Annotated in this window: 14 protein-coding genes; 8 read left to right on the top strand and 6 right to left on the bottom strand. The window is 73.6% G+C overall.

What is annotated here, in order from left to right:
• Nucleotides 1–66: 66 nt before the first annotated feature.
• Complete coding sequence (locus DEJ28_RS09680) at nt 67–1,230, bottom strand: acyl-CoA dehydrogenase family protein (RefSeq protein ID WP_111116437.1); 1,164 nt, start codon at nt 1,228–1,230, stop codon at nt 67–69.
• A gap of 23 nt (nt 1,231–1,253) precedes the next feature.
• On the opposite strand from DEJ28_RS09680, the gene DEJ28_RS09685 reads away from it, so the two are divergent.
• Together DEJ28_RS09685 and DEJ28_RS09690 are read left to right on the top strand one after the other, a co-directional pair.
• On the top strand, nt 1,254–2,048 hold the full coding sequence (locus tag DEJ28_RS09685; protein WP_111116505.1) for an SGNH/GDSL hydrolase family protein: 795 nt from the start codon (nt 1,254–1,256) through the stop codon (nt 2,046–2,048).
• A gap of 25 nt (nt 2,049–2,073) precedes the next feature.
• Entirely contained in the window at nt 2,074–2,496 is a 423-nt protein-coding gene (locus tag DEJ28_RS09690) for a hypothetical protein (RefSeq protein ID WP_111116436.1), read from the top strand.
• Between the two features lie 103 nt (nt 2,497–2,599).
• On the opposite strand, the gene DEJ28_RS09695 is transcribed toward DEJ28_RS09690, so the two are convergent.
• From DEJ28_RS09695 to DEJ28_RS09705, 3 genes are read right to left on the bottom strand one after another with little or no spacing between them, the layout of a single operon-like run.
• Nucleotides 2,600–3,970 carry a serine hydrolase domain-containing protein gene (locus DEJ28_RS09695; RefSeq protein ID WP_111116435.1) on the bottom strand — a complete coding sequence of 457 codons (1,371 nt, stop codon included), beginning with the start codon at nt 3,968–3,970 and terminating at the stop codon, nt 2,600–2,602.
• Nucleotides 3,971–3,980: 10 nt separating this feature from the next.
• On the bottom strand, nt 3,981–4,619 hold the full coding sequence (locus tag DEJ28_RS09700) for a GNAT family N-acetyltransferase (protein ID WP_111116504.1): 639 nt from the start codon (nt 4,617–4,619) through the stop codon (nt 3,981–3,983).
• A complete protein-coding gene (locus DEJ28_RS09705; protein ID WP_181433773.1) occupies nt 4,616–5,848 on the bottom strand; it encodes a D-alanyl-D-alanine carboxypeptidase family protein in 1,233 nt (410 codons plus the stop codon). The genes DEJ28_RS09700 and DEJ28_RS09705 overlap by 4 nt, the downstream gene beginning before the upstream one ends.
• Before the next feature lie 364 nt (nt 5,849–6,212).
• Between DEJ28_RS09705 and DEJ28_RS09710 the strand changes: the two genes are divergently transcribed.
• From DEJ28_RS09710 to DEJ28_RS09720, 3 genes are read left to right on the top strand one after another with little or no spacing between them, the layout of a single operon-like run.
• On the top strand, nt 6,213–6,959 hold the full coding sequence (locus DEJ28_RS09710; protein ID WP_111116433.1) for a FadR/GntR family transcriptional regulator: 747 nt from the start codon (nt 6,213–6,215) through the stop codon (nt 6,957–6,959).
• Nucleotides 6,956–8,035 (top strand): acetamidase/formamidase family protein, encoded by a 1,080-nt coding sequence (locus tag DEJ28_RS09715; RefSeq protein ID WP_111116432.1) that lies wholly within the window; start codon nt 6,956–6,958, stop codon nt 8,033–8,035. Before DEJ28_RS09710 ends, DEJ28_RS09715 begins: the two co-directional genes overlap by 4 nt.
• Nucleotides 8,032–9,621, top strand: coding sequence for an AtzH-like domain-containing protein (locus DEJ28_RS09720; RefSeq protein WP_111116431.1), 1,590 nt, complete (start codon nt 8,032–8,034; stop codon nt 9,619–9,621). Before DEJ28_RS09715 ends, DEJ28_RS09720 begins: the two co-directional genes overlap by 4 nt.
• Here DEJ28_RS09720 and DEJ28_RS09725 read toward each other — a convergent pair.
• Nucleotides 9,618–10,433, bottom strand: a complete 816-nt coding sequence (locus DEJ28_RS09725) for a TrmH family RNA methyltransferase (RefSeq protein WP_111116430.1) — start codon at nt 10,431–10,433, stop codon at nt 9,618–9,620. The genes DEJ28_RS09720 and DEJ28_RS09725 overlap by 4 nt on opposite strands.
• 72 nt (nt 10,434–10,505) lie before the next feature.
• Between DEJ28_RS09725 and DEJ28_RS09730 the strand changes: the two genes are divergently transcribed.
• The 3 genes from DEJ28_RS09730 (at nt 10,506) to DEJ28_RS09740 (ending at nt 12,939) form a co-directional block, all read left to right on the top strand.
• Entirely contained in the window at nt 10,506–11,456 is a 951-nt protein-coding gene (locus DEJ28_RS09730) for a Sir2 family NAD-dependent protein deacetylase (protein WP_111116429.1), read from the top strand.
• Nucleotides 11,453–12,091, top strand: coding sequence for a histidine phosphatase family protein (locus tag DEJ28_RS09735; protein WP_111116428.1), 639 nt, complete (start codon nt 11,453–11,455; stop codon nt 12,089–12,091). The genes DEJ28_RS09730 and DEJ28_RS09735 overlap by 4 nt, the downstream gene beginning before the upstream one ends.
• Nucleotides 12,092–12,189: 98 nt before the next feature.
• Nucleotides 12,190–12,939, top strand: a complete 750-nt coding sequence (locus tag DEJ28_RS09740; RefSeq protein ID WP_111116427.1) for a hypothetical protein — start codon at nt 12,190–12,192, stop codon at nt 12,937–12,939.
• Nucleotides 12,940–13,635: 696 nt separating this feature from the next.
• Here DEJ28_RS09740 and DEJ28_RS09745 read toward each other — a convergent pair.
• Nucleotides 13,636–14,709, bottom strand: a complete 1,074-nt coding sequence (locus DEJ28_RS09745; RefSeq protein ID WP_111116503.1) for a glycosyltransferase family 4 protein — start codon at nt 14,707–14,709, stop codon at nt 13,636–13,638.
• Between the last annotated feature and the right edge of the window lie 3 nt (nt 14,710–14,712).

The following is a 14,712-nucleotide window of genomic DNA, read 5'->3' on the forward strand; positions in this document are numbered from 1 at the left end:
TGGCCGGCGAGGGGGCGGGCGCGGAGGCAGGCGCGGCGGCAGGCGCGGCGGCAGGCGCGGAGTGGCTCAGCCGAGCGGCCCGAGCACCGACGCCGCGATCGTCCGCGCCGCAGAGTCCCGCGACGACGGGTGGTACTGCCCCGCCCGCACGTCCCGCGCCAGCCGCGCCAGCTCGCCGCCCGCCCGGTACGCACTGCCGCCCACGACGCGCATCGCCTCGTCCACGACGTGCTGCGCCGTGTCGACCGCCCGCGCCTTCGTCCCCACGAGGAGCGGGAACCACCGCGCCCCGAGGTCGTCCAGCTCGTCCACCGACCGCGCGAGCGACGACACCTGCAGCTCGATCGCGTCGACGGCGCCGCGCATGTCCGCGACGGCCCGACGCACGTCGGGGTCCTCGGACCGCGGCGTCCCGTCGAGCGACTTCCGCTCGCCGATCGCCGCGGCGGCGAGGGACAGCGCGCGCTCAGCGACCCCGACGTACACCGAGGCGATCAGCAGCTCGAACGACGCGAAGACACCGAACACGAGCGGGTCCTGGTTCGGCCCCACGGGCAGGGACCGCACGATCCGGTCCGCCGGCACGTGCACGCCGTGCAGTTTCGTCGTACGGCTCTGCGTCGCCCGCATCCCGAGCGTGTCCCAGTCGTCGAGGTGCTCGACGTCGCCGTCGGACCGCAGCACGAACCCGTGCACGAGCCGCGGCTCCGGGCCCGTCCCGTCCTTGCCGAACACGCTCAGCACGTCCCACGCCGGTGCGAGGGAGGTGAAGACCTTCGTCCCGGTGAAGCGGTAGCCGCCGTCGCCGTCCGGCTCCGCCGTCGCCGACGAGTCGAAGAGGACGGCGTCGTTGCCCGGCTCGCTCACGCCGAACGCGAGCAGCTGGTCGTCCGCCGCGTGCTCGGTGACGGCCTGGAGGAACGACTCACCTCGCGCGGTCACCGCTCGCGCCGCCTGCACCCACACCTGGTGCATGCCGAGACCGAGCGCCGTCGCCGGTGCGGCCTGGGCGAGCTGCCGCTGGACGTCGCTCGTCGCGGCGAGGCCGAAGCCGGATCCCCCCTGCGGGACCGGCACGCCGAGCCGCAGGTAGCCCGCTGCGCGGAGCTCGTCGAGGTCCTCGGCGCAGAACGCGTTCTCGGCGTCGTAGCGGGGTGCCCGCTCGGCGATCCGGGCGAGCAGGTCCTCCGGCACGGTCCAGCCGGGCGTTCCCGTGTTGGCCTTCGTCATGGCACGAGACTATGGTCCGAGTCGTGTCAGATCGTCATCCGTGGTCCAGGTACGTCGCGATCGGTGACTCGTTCACCGAGGGGATCGGTGACCCCGACCCCACTGTCCCCGGGGGCAACCGCGGCTGGGCCGACCGCGTGGCCGAGGTGCTGGCGAACCAGACCGAGGACTTCGCGTACGCCAACCTGGCGATCCGCGGTCGTCTGCTCGGGCAGATCATCGACGAGCAGGTCGAACCGGCCCTGGCGCTCCGCCCCGACCTCGTGACGGTGTCCGCCGGCGGCAACGACATCATCCGGCCGGGCTCCGACCCCGACGAACTCGCCGAACGGGTGGACCGGATGGTCGAGCGACTCCGCAGCGACGGCGCCACGGTCGTCCTCTTCACCGGTCCGGACGTCGGGATGACCCCGGTGCTCGGCATGGTGCGGGGCAAGACGGCGATGTACAACGAGAACCTGCACGCCATCGCCCTGAAGCACGGTGCCCTCGTCGCGAACATGTGGGCGCTCCGGGTCCTCCGCGACCCGCGGATGTGGGCACCCGACCGGCTGCACCATTCCCCGATGGGGCACGCGACCGTCGCCGCCGCCGTCCTGGACGCGCTCGGCGTCGAGCACGGGCTCGCTCCGTTCAACCCCGAGCCCCTCGAGGCCCGGCCCTGGCGCGAGGCCCGGGCGGAGGACCTCGGCTGGGCACGCGAGTACCTGGTGCCGTGGGTCGTCCGGCGCATCAAGCACACGTCCTCCGGCGACGGCGTGGTCCCGAAACGTCCGGAGCTGCAGGACGTCGTCGAGCACAAGTCCGACACCCCGTGATGCCGTGGGACGTCGGCGCAGGAGCGTGACCACCGGGGTCGGCAGTGTGCTGCTGGCGTCCGTGCTGGCGCTCGCCGCGACCGGGTGCAGCGGCCCGGAGGTCATCGGCGAGCCCTACGACGGGGCCGGTCCCGGGGTGCTCGCCACCCACAGCGCCGACACCGGCCCTGCCGCCGGCTGGGTGACGGTGGGCGAACGCTTCTTCGTCACGACGTACGGGTCGTCGAGCTGCCCGACCGCACCGACGGCTGTCGAGACCGGTGTCCGGGGTCCGATCGTGACGATGTCGAGGACCGGGGGCAACGCATGCACAGCGGACCTCGGTCCGGCCTCCTACGCGCTCGACCTGCCGGGCCGGTTCCGCGGCGAGGGCCCCGTCGTCGTCTCGCTCCGGTTCGACGACACGCCGGACGTCGACGTCGAGCTCCCGCTCTCCGCGAGCCCCTGACCCCGGCCGGGGGGCCCGCACCCCGCACCCCGCCACGGACATCGCGCCCCGGTGTGCGGGGGTGCAACGTCCGCGACGGGGTGCGATCCGGGTCGGCGCTCGGTCAGTCGGCGGGACGGTGCAGCGTCAGCGGCCCGTCGTGGAGCGGCTCCGTCTCCCACGACGCCGTGACCGTCTGCGCGTCGGGATCGACCCGCAGGTGCAGGAGGTGCGGGGTCTCGACGAAACGGACGTCGACGAGCACCGTGCCGTCCGGCTCGAGCGCGCCGCTCGCGGCCAGGGCCCCGTCGACCGCCCACTCCCCCTGGCCGACCGGCACGGAGAGCGTGTCGCCGTCGACGTCGATCGACACCCGCCAGCCGTCGCCGTCCGGCGTGAACACGAGGCCGTCCAGCCCGTCTCCCCGGAACGAGCCGGCGGCAGCGAGGTCGGGAAGCCGGCCACCCGTGAGCGGGGGCAGCCCCAGTGAGGCGAGTCGCGCCTCCAGGCCGGTGTCCCCGTCCGTGTCGGCGCCCGCAGCGTCGACGGCGGGCAGGAGGTGTTGCCAGGCCGCGTCGAGGACCGCCTGCATGTCGAGGCTCTGGCCGGTGATCGCGAGGACGACGTCCTGGTCCGGCAGGACGACGCTGAACTGGCCGTAGGCCCCGTCGCCGCGGAAGCCGTGGCGCGCCATCCAGAACTGGAAGCCGTAGCCCTGCCGCCAGTCCGGGTTCTCCTCGGCGGGGTTCTCGACCTGCGTGCTCGTCGCGGCGGCGACCCAGTCCTCGTCGAGGATCCGTTCGCCGGCCCACACGCCCCGCTGCAGGTACAGCTGGCCGAGCTTCGCGACCGACTCCGTGGTGGCGTAGCAGCCGCTGTACCCGAGTTCGGCACCGGAGTCGTCGCGGCGCCAGGCGAGGTCCTCGATGCCGAGCGGGTCGAGGAGGCGCGGCCGCAGGTACTCCACGAGCGACACCCCGCTCACCCGGCGGACGATCGCGCCGAGGGTGTACGTGCAGGGCTGGTTGTAGGCGAAGACGGTGCCGGGCTCCTCGTCGGGCGGCAGGAGCAGGAAGCCGCGGACGGTGTTCTCCGGGTCGATCGCGTGCGCACGGTCGATGGTCTCCTCACGGTGACCGCTCGCCATCGCGAGGAGGTGCCGCACGCGGATGCGGCGGCTGCGCTCGTCGGTGACCTCGGCGTCGAGTTCGGGGAAGTACGAGAGCGCGGTGGCGTCCAGGTCGATCAGGCCCTCGCGGACGGCGATCCCGACGGCGGCGGCGGTGAAGCTCTTGCTCAGCGAGTAGAGCAGGTGGACGCGGTCCCTGCCGTACGGGGCCCACCAGCCCTCCGCGGCGACCTGGCCGTGGCGGAGCAGCACGAGACCGTGCGGTTCGACGCCCGGAGTGGACTCGAGGGCGTCGAGGAACGCCGCGATGCCGCGTGCGTCGATGCCGAGGGTGGACGGGGCAGTGCGGGGGAACGTCGTCGTCACGTGTCCGAGACTACGACGGCGGGCGCTCGACCGGCAGGGTGTCGACGTCGGGAGCCGGATCGCGGATCGGCAGGGGCCGGATGTCGGGGACGGGATCGGTGGCGAGCCGGGCGTGGGTCTCGACGTCGAACCGCTCGCCGCCGTACCGGAGCCGCTCCCGTTCGATGCCTTCGGGGATGAAGCCCGCGCGGGCGGCGACCCGCCCCGACGCCGGGTTGTCCGTGCGGTGTCCGAGCTCGAGACGGTGCAGGCCGAGCGCGAAGGCGTCGTCGGCCGCGGCGAGCAGGGCCCGGGTCGCCAGCCCCGTGCCGCGGGCCGCGGGGACGAGCCAGTAGGAGATCCACGCCGTGCCGTGGACGTACTCGAGGGCGGTGGCGCCGACGTTGCCCACGACGGCGCCCGACCCGTCGACGACGGCCCAGTTGCGGGCGTGGCCGTCGTGCCGGTACCGCGTGGCGATGAACGCCGCAACCGCAGCGTCGTCGTCGAAGGGCGATCCGGCGAGCTGCCGTGCGAGTTCCGGGTCCGTGGAGGCTGCCCGGAGCGCCGGCACATCCGCCGCCGCCCAGGGGCGGAGGTGCGCGTCGGTTGGTCGCGGGACCGACCCGTCCGGTGGCCGCGGGACCGACGCGTCGGGCGCGGGGGTCACGCTGCCCGGAAGGGGTTCGTCCACCGCCACCACACGCCCGGGTCGTCGATCGACCGCTCGAGCACGAGCGGCACCGTCACGGGGTCGTGGTCCGAGACCGTGAAGCGCACCTTCCCCACGCGCTCCCCCTTCGTCCCGAGCGTGATCCGGTCGAGGTGGGCCTTGGCCGACACCGTCGTCTTTCCCCAGACCAGCACCTCGGACGCCGTCTTCGACACGGCATCAGCCTCGTCCTGCCACGGGGTGGAGAACGTGCCGAACGTCTGCCCCGCGTGCGTCAGGGTGACGACGTGGAAGTTGTCCGCCACGGACCGGAGCAGCCGCTGCACGTCGACGTCGAGCGAGTCGTGGTCGACGCCGCCGAGCATCGCGCCGACCACCGTGACCTCCTTGCCGCCGCGCTCGTACGTCGCGGCGAACAAGAGGCAGGCGCCGGCCTCGTCGAGCGTGCCGGTCTTGATGCCCTCGACGCCGTCGAGCCCGAGGAGCTTGTTCGAGTTCTCGATCTCGCCCGCACCGGGCACGGTCACCTTCTTGGTGCCGACGACCTCCTTGATGACGGGGTTCGCGAGTGCGAGCTGGCCGAGCCGCACGAGGTCGGTCGCAGTCGACTCGTTGTCCGCATCGAGTCCCGTCGGTTCGTCGATCGTCGTGTCGTCGAGTCCCTGCTGGTCGAGCCACGAGTCCGCTGCGTGGTCGTACGCGTCCAGGGAGCCGAACGCCCAGATCGCGAGCGACCCCGCATAGTTGTTCGCCGACTTCATGAGCATGACCTGGAGCGTCTGGTACTCGGAGAGCTTGAGGCCCGACGGCATCGGCGCGACCTCACCGTTCACCGCGAGGTACTTGGCGTAGAGCCCCTGCATCTCGGCGTTGAACGCGATCGACGGCCCGGATTCACCCGGCTGCAGCGGCTTCGCATCGAGCACGACGAGCGCCGTGACGACCTTCGAGATGCTCGCGATCGACCGGGGCTTCGCGTCCCCGCTGGTCCGCAGGCTCTCCGGGAAGTCGGTGGCCTCGACCGCGGTCGCGCCGTAGCCGGGGAAGCTCAGGTCGGGCACCGATGAGGTCGGTGCCGAGTAGGTGGTGGTCGAGGCGCTCGCCGGGGCGAACGGCACGACCGCGGCTGCGACGAGGTACCCGACCGCCAGCACGAGCACCGCCAGGATCGTGATCGTCACCGGCCTCCGGACGGCGGAGCGGGGGCGGCGGACGACTCGTGACACGGGAACCGAGCGTAGCGGGGCCGGGGCTGGTGAGGCTGCGAGGACCCGCGGGTCGCGAGGGCCGTCCGCGTGTGGACCGGGCATGCGGCACGCGGTACGCGGTGCGCGGTCCGCGCATGTTCCGACGTTCCACTCGTCGATCGACCGGTGCGGTGTCGATCGTTGCGTGTGCAAGGAGCGACTTCGTCGTTGTCGTACGACGTCGGCCTTGTCGTTCGGGCTCGGCGCGGCGCCAGCGCCACCGACGCCACCGCCACCGCCACCGCCACCACCGACGCCCGCCCCGCACCCGCCATGTGACGGCCGTGTAAAAGATGGTCGTACCAATGAACCAAACGGACCAACGCCCCCTATCGTTCTGCTCATGGAACGCGGACAGAGCCTCCACCGGGGGCGCACCCTGGGCGCGACGACCGCCGCACACCTCGCACGCCTGGTGCTCGAGGACCTGGCACCCGGCGACAAGCTGCCGCCCGAGCGCACGCTCGCCGAGGACCTCGCCGTCTCACGGACGACCATCCGCGAGGCCCTGCAGGAGCTCGAACGCCGCCGGCTCGTCTCGCGCACCCCCGGCCGCGGCACCGTCGTGCTGCCCCGCTCGGCCGAGGCCGCCGAGATGCTCGACCGGTTCGCACACGACCCGATCGAGACCACGATCGAGACCGAGCACGTGTCGGAGTTCCGCGCGCTCGTCGAACCGCAGATCGCCGGGCTCGCCGCGCTCCGTGCCGACGAGTCGGACCTCGTACAGCTCGAGCGCGTCCTCGCGTCGACGCATGCGGGCCTCAGCCCCGCCGAGTCGCTCGAGCAGGACGTCGCCTTCCACGTGCAGGTGGCCCGCGCTTCCGGCAACCCGCTGTTCGTGTCGCTGTGCGAGGTCAGCAGCGGCTGGGTGCGGGACGTCCGGGCGGAGTCGCACTGCACGAGCGAGGGGCGCCGTTCGTCGTTCGAGTGGCACCGACGGATCCACGACGCGATCGGTCGCCACGACGAAGCGGACGCCCGCCGCGCGATGGCCGACCACCTGGCCGACGTGGCACACCTGGTCGAGAGCAACCGTCACCTCGTCGAGGACAAGCACCACCCGGACGGAAGGAAACAGCACCCGTGAGCGAGATCCTGCAACCCGGCGTCGGACCCATCCGCGCCGCCCACTACCTGCCCGTCGACGCCGAACGGGTCGCGTGGGGCCGGCTCCCGAACGGTGACGACCGACCGGCGCTCACCGTGCCGGCGGGCACCGAGGTGACGATCGACACCGTCAGCCACGAGGGCATCCTCCCCGACCAGGGCAGCGACCCGCTGACGTTCTTCGCGCGGCACGGCGTCGCCCCCGAGTCCGTCCTCGAGGACGCCGTCGCGATCGCCCGGTCCGGCCGCCGCGACCCCGAGCACGACGGCCCGCACGTCGTCTCCGGTCCGATCGCCGTCGAGGGTGCCGAGCCGGGCGACGTCCTCACCATGACCGTGGTGGAGACGCTCCCCCGGGTGCCATACGGCGTGGTGTCGAACCGTCACGGCCGCGGCGCCCTGCACGGCGAGTACCCCGTCGACGGCCGCACCGTGAGCGTCTTCGCCGACGTGGTCACCGACGACGACGGCGAGTGGGGCCGGATCCCCCTCACCGCGGCCCGGCGCCGGTTCGCCCGCTTCCCGCTCACCCCGTTCCTCGGGATCATGGGCGTCGCGACCCCGGGCGAACGCCTGCACTCGGTCCCGCCCGGACGCCACGGTGGCAACCTCGACGTGAACCTCCTGCAGGTCGGCGCGCAGCTGCACCTGCCGGTCCTCGTGCCGGGAGCCCTCGCGACCGTCGGTGACCCGCACTTCGCGCAGGGCGACGGCGAGGTGGCGCTCACCGCGATGGAGGCGTCGCTCCGCGCGACCATCCGGTTCGACCTCACCACGGCGACCGACGCGGCCGACCGTTTCGGGGACCTCGTCTGGCCACTCGTCGAGACGCACGACTTCCTCGTGCCGACCGGCCTCGACCCGGACCTCGACGAGGCCGTCCGCGCCTGCGTCCGGCACGCCGTCGCGATCCTCGGCGCGCGCTACGGCATGGAACCGCACCTGGCGTACGCCTACCTCAGCGCCGCCACCGACTTCAACATCTCGCAGGTGGTCGACCTCGTGACCGGCGCCCACGCCCGCATCCGCAAGGCCGACTTCGAGGGAGCACGATGACCGCCGAACCGACTGGCGAGCACGCACCCGACGGGCTCCTCGCCGCCCTCGACGCCTACGAGGCAGCCCTGATGGCGAACGACCTCGACACCCTCGACGACGCCTTCGTCAGGTCCCCGGACACGATGCGCGGCGACGATCGCGGCCTGCTCGTCGGCCACGACGCGATCAGCGCCTTCCGCGGCGCCCGCGGCGGCGTCCCCGCCCGTCGCCGCACGCGGGTCGAGGTCCGGCCCCTCACCGACGACCTCGCCCTCGTCGTCTCGGTGTCCGCCTTCGCCGCGGGCGGGAACGGGCTGCAGACCCAGCTCTGGCGCCGCACCGACGACACGTGGCGCATCGAGGCGGCCCAGGTCACCGGCCGTCCGAAGGCGTTCGACACCACGATCTGGCGTGCGGTCGGCGACCCGCTGGTCGCCGCGACCGGCAGCGGCACGCTCGACGGCAGGACCGTCGCGGTGAAGGACCTCTACGCCGTCCCCGGCCACCCCGTCGGCGCCGGCAACCCCACGTACCTGCTCGAGTCCGCCCCGCAGTCAGCCCCGGCCGCGGCCGTCGCCGCGCTCCTCGACCAGGGCGCGTCGGTCCGCGGGATCGCGCGCACCGACGAGTTCGCCTACAACCTGACAGGACGGAACGACCACCACGGCACCCCGCCCAACGGGATGGTCCCGACGGCACTGCCTGGAGGCTCGTCCAGCGGCTCCGCATCGGCCGTCTGCCTCGGGATGGCCGACATCGGACTCGGCACGGACACCGCGGGATCGGTGCGGATCCCCGCCTCGTACCAGGGGCTCTGGGGCCTCCGGACAACGCACGGTGCGGTGTCCCGCGAGGGCCTGCTGCCGCTCGCGCCCTCGTTCGACACCGTCGGCTGGCTCACGCGCGACCCCGAGCTCCTCCTGCTCGCGCTCGACGCCTCGCTGCCCGGCCTGGCGACGACGGGGACCCCCGACCCGGGAGTGCTCACCATCGTCACGGACCTGGTGGACGCCGCCGAACCGGCCGTGCAGCGCGCGTTCCGCGACCGCATCGGAGACAGCATCGGCGAGGTCGGCGTCGACGAGGTCACGCTCGCCGAGCTCGGCATCCCGCCGCTCGAGGAACTCCGCGAGACGATGCGCCTCGTGCAGGCCGCCGAGGCGACCGCCGCCCACGGCCCGTGGATCGCCGCGCACCCGGGAGCGCTCAGCGCCGTCGTCGGCGACCGGTTCGCCGCCGCGGCCGCGAACCCACCCGAGCAGGTCGCGGAGGCCGTCGCCCGACTCGGTGCCCTGCGCGCCGCGATCCGGAACGCCGTCCGGGGCCGCGTCCTGCTGTTCCCGACCGCGCCGGGACCGGCACCGTCACTGCGTGCCGACACCGCCACGCTCGAACGCACCCGCACCGCGACCACGGCGATGACGAGCCTCGCGAGCGTCGGAGGCCTCCCCGCCGTCAGCGCTCCCGTCCTCACCGTCGACGGCGCCCCCGTCGGCATCTGCCTCGTCGGGTCACCGGGAACGGACCGCACCATCGTGCGCACCGCGGGACGAGCGCTGCGCGACGGAGCCGAGCCGCGCCTCCCGGCAGCCGCAGCGGACTAACGCGAGCGCTGCGCGTGGGCGACCGCCCACAGACCCACGGCGCTCGCCGCGGCCACGTTGAGCGAGTCGACGCCGTGCGCCATCGGGATGCGGACCGTCGTGTCCGCGGCGGCCACGGCCGCGTCGGTGAGTCCCTGCCCCTCGGTGCCCATCACCAGCGCGACCTTCTCCGGGACGTCCGCGACGAACGTCTCGAGGTCGATCGAGCGGTCGGTGAGCGCCATCGCCGCGAGGTGGAAGCCCTGCGCGCGGAGTTCCTCGCCGGCGGCCGGCCAGTCGCCGATGCGCGTCCACGGGACCTGCAGGACGGTGCCCATGCTGACCCGGACGCTGCGGCGGTAGAGCGGGTCCGCGCAGCGCGGACTCACCAGGACGGCGTCCGCACCGAGCCCGGCGACGCTCCGGAACACCGCGCCGACGTTCGTGTGGTCGACGATGTCCTCGAGCACGACGACGAGCTTCGCGTCCCGCACCACGTCGGCCACGTCCGGCAGCTCCGGACGCTGCACCGCCGCCAGCGCACCGCGGTGCATGCGGAAGCCGGTGAGCTCCTCGAGCAGGGCGTCGGGACCGACGAACACCGGGCCGTCGTGCTCGGCGACGAGCGGCAGGACGCTGTCGAGCCACTTCTCCTGCACGAGCACGCTCCGCGGGGTGTGCCCGGCCCGGATCGCCCGCTCGATGACGGTGTTCGACTCCGCGATGTACAGGCCGCCCTCGGGCTCGCTCACCCGACGGAGTGCGACGTCCGTCAGCCGGGCGAAGTCGTCGAGGCGGGGGTCGTCGAGGGAGTCGATGCGGACGGCGTGCACGGGGCTCGTTTCGGTGTGGTGCGTGCTGGGAAGTGACTGGGTCGGTCGGCTGTTGAGGGTACCGTGAACACGATGGCCACGAGCGAACAGCCCAGCACCGCGGACGCCGCCGGATCGGTCGCGTCGGCCGCGGCCGCGTCTGCGTCGGCCGCGTCGGCCGCGGCCGCGTCGGCGGGATCGGCCGCATCGGCCGCTGCCGACCTGGACCGTGCGGTCGAGCTGCTCGCCGGCAAGCGGATCGCCGTGCTCTCCGGCGCCGGCCTCAGCACCGACTCCGGCATCCCCGACTACCGCGGCGCCGGCCGGGTGGTCCGGAAACCGATGACGTTCCAGGAGTTCCGCGCCGATCCGGCGAAGCGCCAGCGGTACTGGGCCGGCTCGCACCTCGGCTGGCGCACCTTCGCCTCCGCCCGACCGAACGCCGGCCACCGTGCGCTCGCCGGACTCGAACGTGACGGCATCGTCACCGGGGTCATCACGCAGAACGTCGACGGACTGCACCTCCGCGCCGGTTCTCGGCGGGTCGTCGAGGTCCACGGCTCGATGGACCGCGCGGTGTGCCTCACCTGCGGGCAGGTGTTCTCCCGCGCCGACCTCGCGACGGTGCTCGACCGCGAGAACCCCTGGATCGACGAACCCGGTTCCGTGCAGCTCCAGCCCGACGGCGACGTCGAGATCACCGACGTCGAACGCTTCCGGGTGCCGGACTGCTCGGTGTGCGGCGGTGTGCTGAAGCCCGACGTGGTGTTCTTCGGCGAGTTCGTGCCGGCCGAGAAGTTCCGCGAGGCCGTCTCCATCGTCGCCGAGGCCGAGGCGCTCCTCGTCGTCGGCTCCTCGCTCACCGTGAACTCCGGCGTCCGGCTGGTCGACCACGCCACCCGGCGCAAGCACCCCGTCGTCATCGTGAACCGCGGCGAGACCCGGAGCGACCGTCGTGCGGCGGTGAAGCTCGACGCCGGTACGACCGAGACGCTCGAGGCCCTGGCAGCCAGGCTCGACCCGTCTGCGATGATCGAGCGGTGACGACGCTCCTCTACCTGGTCCGGCACGGCGAGACCGACTGGAACGCGCAGCGACGCATCCAGGGCTCGACGGACATCCCGCTCAACGACACCGGCCGCCGACAGGCTGCGTCCACGGCGGTGCTGCTGGAACGCCGGCGCTTCGACGCGGTCGTGGCCTCGCCCCTGTCCAGGGCGTTCGAGACGGGGTCGATCATCGCCGCCCACCTCGGACTCGGTGCCCCTGCGACGTACGCGGGGCTCGCGGAGCGCTCGTACGGCGACGCCGAGGGGCTCACCAACGACGAGGTCCTCGAGCGGTACCCGCACGACGACATCCCGGGGCGCGAGTCCCGGAGCGCGCTGCTCGCCCGGGTGACCGAGACCCTCGGTGAGATCGCGGTGCGCTACGACGCCGGGTCCGTGGTCGTCGCCACGCACGGAGCCGTGATCCGCAGCATCGTGAACGCCGCGGCACCGGGCACCGCCGACCGACAGCACACCCCGATCCGGAACGGGTCCGTGCACTCGTTCCGCTGGGACCCCGAACGCTTCCACGCCGAGCTCGTCCGGTTCGACGACCCCATCGACGACGTCTCCGACGGCCCGGGCCGGTACGCCTTCGAGTACCAGAACCCGCTCGAGCGTCGCAGCTAGCGCGCCGTGGTCGCGGCGCGGCCGGCGTCGCACCGTTGTCGGACCCGTCGTACTAGGCTCCGAGGCACTCGCAGACCCGTGCGCGTGAGGGGGCTGACATGACCGTCGACGAACCCGGCTCCGGTGGGGCCCGGCAAGGCTGGACACAGTCCACCGAGGCGGACGACCTCGACCGTGCGTTCGGGCCCGACACCGCCTCGGTCACCGCCCGGACGACGCGACAGCGCGTCGGCCGTAGCGCCGTGATCGGCGTCGGGGTCATCGTGACCGTCGGGGTCATCGCCGTTGTGCTCGTCACCATCATCGGCAGCGTGCAGAACGGCGTCGGCGGGGTGTTCCCCCGCCCGCAGGCCGCGGCCGAACGGTTCAGTTCCGTCGCGGGCGCCGTCGAGGGCGTCCAACGCGTGCGGGACGGCGAGCCCACGAAGACCTCGTTCGCGAGCTACGACGTCGAGTCCACCGTCGCGGTGTCGCCCACCCTGTCCGAGGCCGAGCGTACCGCCGTCGTGGACGCCCTCAGCGACGCCGCGGACGACGCCAGCGGCAACGGGGTGCGGGTGTTCGCGGTCGCGGACCTCGGCGCGCTCGAGGTCGGCGTCTCCGGCGACGGTGAAGCCACCGGCAAGCGCCTGGCGCTCGCACGGCAGCTCGATGCGATCGGCGGGGTGTCGGGCGTGCGCTGCTCCTGGAGCGATGACGCACCCTCGGACGACCCGGCGGCGCAGACGATCACCGTCGAGACGCGCGGCACCGGGAACGCCCTCGGCGCCATCGTGGCGAAGGCCACGCAGGAGGCCCACGCCGTGTTCCCCGGCGCGACGGTGGAGTCCGCCGAGCCGGCGTCCTGACGCGCGGGCGCGCCCGCCGCCCCGCCGCGCCGCGCCGCCCGACCACCGTTTCGCGCCCACCGACACCTCACGCGGCGCCCCGCCCGCGAAGTGTCGCTCAGCGCAAGACTCCGGAACGCCCGCCCCGCACCGCAGCCCCGCCGCCGGCACCGGCGCGCCCCGAGACTCGGCCCCGCGGACACTTTCGCGACCGAACGGGGCGCGTAATGTCCGCCCAGCCGAGACTCGGCCGCCCGCGCCCGCGGCGCCGCCCCCGCCGCGCCAACGTTTCGCGCTCACCGACACCTCACGCGGCGCGCCGCCCGCGAAGTGTCGCCCAGCGAAAAACTCCGGGACGCCCGCCACGCACCGCCGCCGGCGCCCCGAGACTCGGCCCCGCGGACACTTTCGCGACTAAACGGGGCGCGTAATGTCCGCCCAGCCGAGACTCGGCCGCCCGCGCCCCGCGGGGCCCCGCGCCGCGCCCAGCCGGCGGGCCCCGCCGCCGTTTCGCGCTCACCGACACCTCACGCGGCGCGCCGCCCGCGAAGTGTCGCTCCGCGCAAAACTCCGGAACGCCGCCACGCGCCGCCGCCCCGCCGCTGGCACCGGCGCGCCCCGAGACTCGGCCCCGCGGACACTTTTGCGACTGAACGGGGCGCGAAATGTCCGCCCAGCCGAGACTCGGCCGCCCGACCACAGCGCGCCGCACGCGCGTCAGCGCGTCACGCGCCCCGCGACCGCCCGCTCGACCGCACGCACGACCTGCTCGGCCGAGTCGTCCCACCGGAACCGGGCCGCCCGCGCGACCGAGGCCTCCGAGGCGGCGTCCCACCGCGCCTCCAGGCGGCGCACCGCGGCAGCGACGGCGGACGGTGACGACGGGTCGAAGTACTCGGCGGCCGCGCCGCCGATCTCGCGGAAGATCGGGATGTCGCTGACGACGACCGGCGTGCCGACGCCCATCGCCTCGACCAGGGGGATGCCGAAGCCCTCGTCGTGGGAGGCGGTGGCGAGCGCCGTGGCGGATCGCAGCACCGACAGGTACTCGTCGTCGGTGGCGCCGTCGTGGAACACGATCGAACCGGCCGGCGCGAGCGCGTTCAGTCGCGCGCGGTCCGCGTCCGAGACCCGCGACATGCAGTGCAGCGTCCAGTCGGCACCGAGCAGCGGGAGCGCCGCCGCCAGCGTCTCCACGTTCTTGTACGGCATGAACGACCCCATGTACACGAGGGTCTTCTCCCGCCCACCACCGACCGCCCGGGGCGAGGCCGGATCGGCGGCGTTGTACGCGACCGTCACCGGCCGCTTCGTGAGCCGGTGCGCCGCGATCAGCCCCGCGGTCGTCTCGGACACGGTCACGATGCCGTCGGCACCGTTCAACAGCAGCCGCTGCGGCGCCCAGCTGAGGTGGAACGCGCGCCAGCCGAGCCGGATCGGCCACGAGAACTCCCGCGGAGGCGTCCGGTTCCGGTAGTAGATGAGGTCGTGCAGGGTGAGCACGAGGGCGTAGTCACGGCCGCGTGACCCCATCGTCTGCATCGGCGAGAACACGGCGTCGAGCCCGAGCCGGTTCACCTTCCGCGCGACGAGCGGCTCCCCCGCCTCGGTCGGTGCGGGGATGCGCTCCCACGGCAGCCCCGCGGGCAGCGACTCGAGCTGCCGTTCGTCGTGCACGAGCAGCGTGTAGTCGTGCCGGTCCGGCAGGTGCGCGACGACACCTGCGGTGAACCGGCTGATGCCGTCGTGGCGTCCGATGCGGACGTAGCGGCAGTCGATGCCGATGCGCAGGCG

The sequence above is a fragment of the Curtobacterium sp. MCPF17_002 genome, assembly GCF_003234115.2.
GTDB lineage: Bacteria > Actinomycetota > Actinomycetes > Actinomycetales > Microbacteriaceae > Curtobacterium.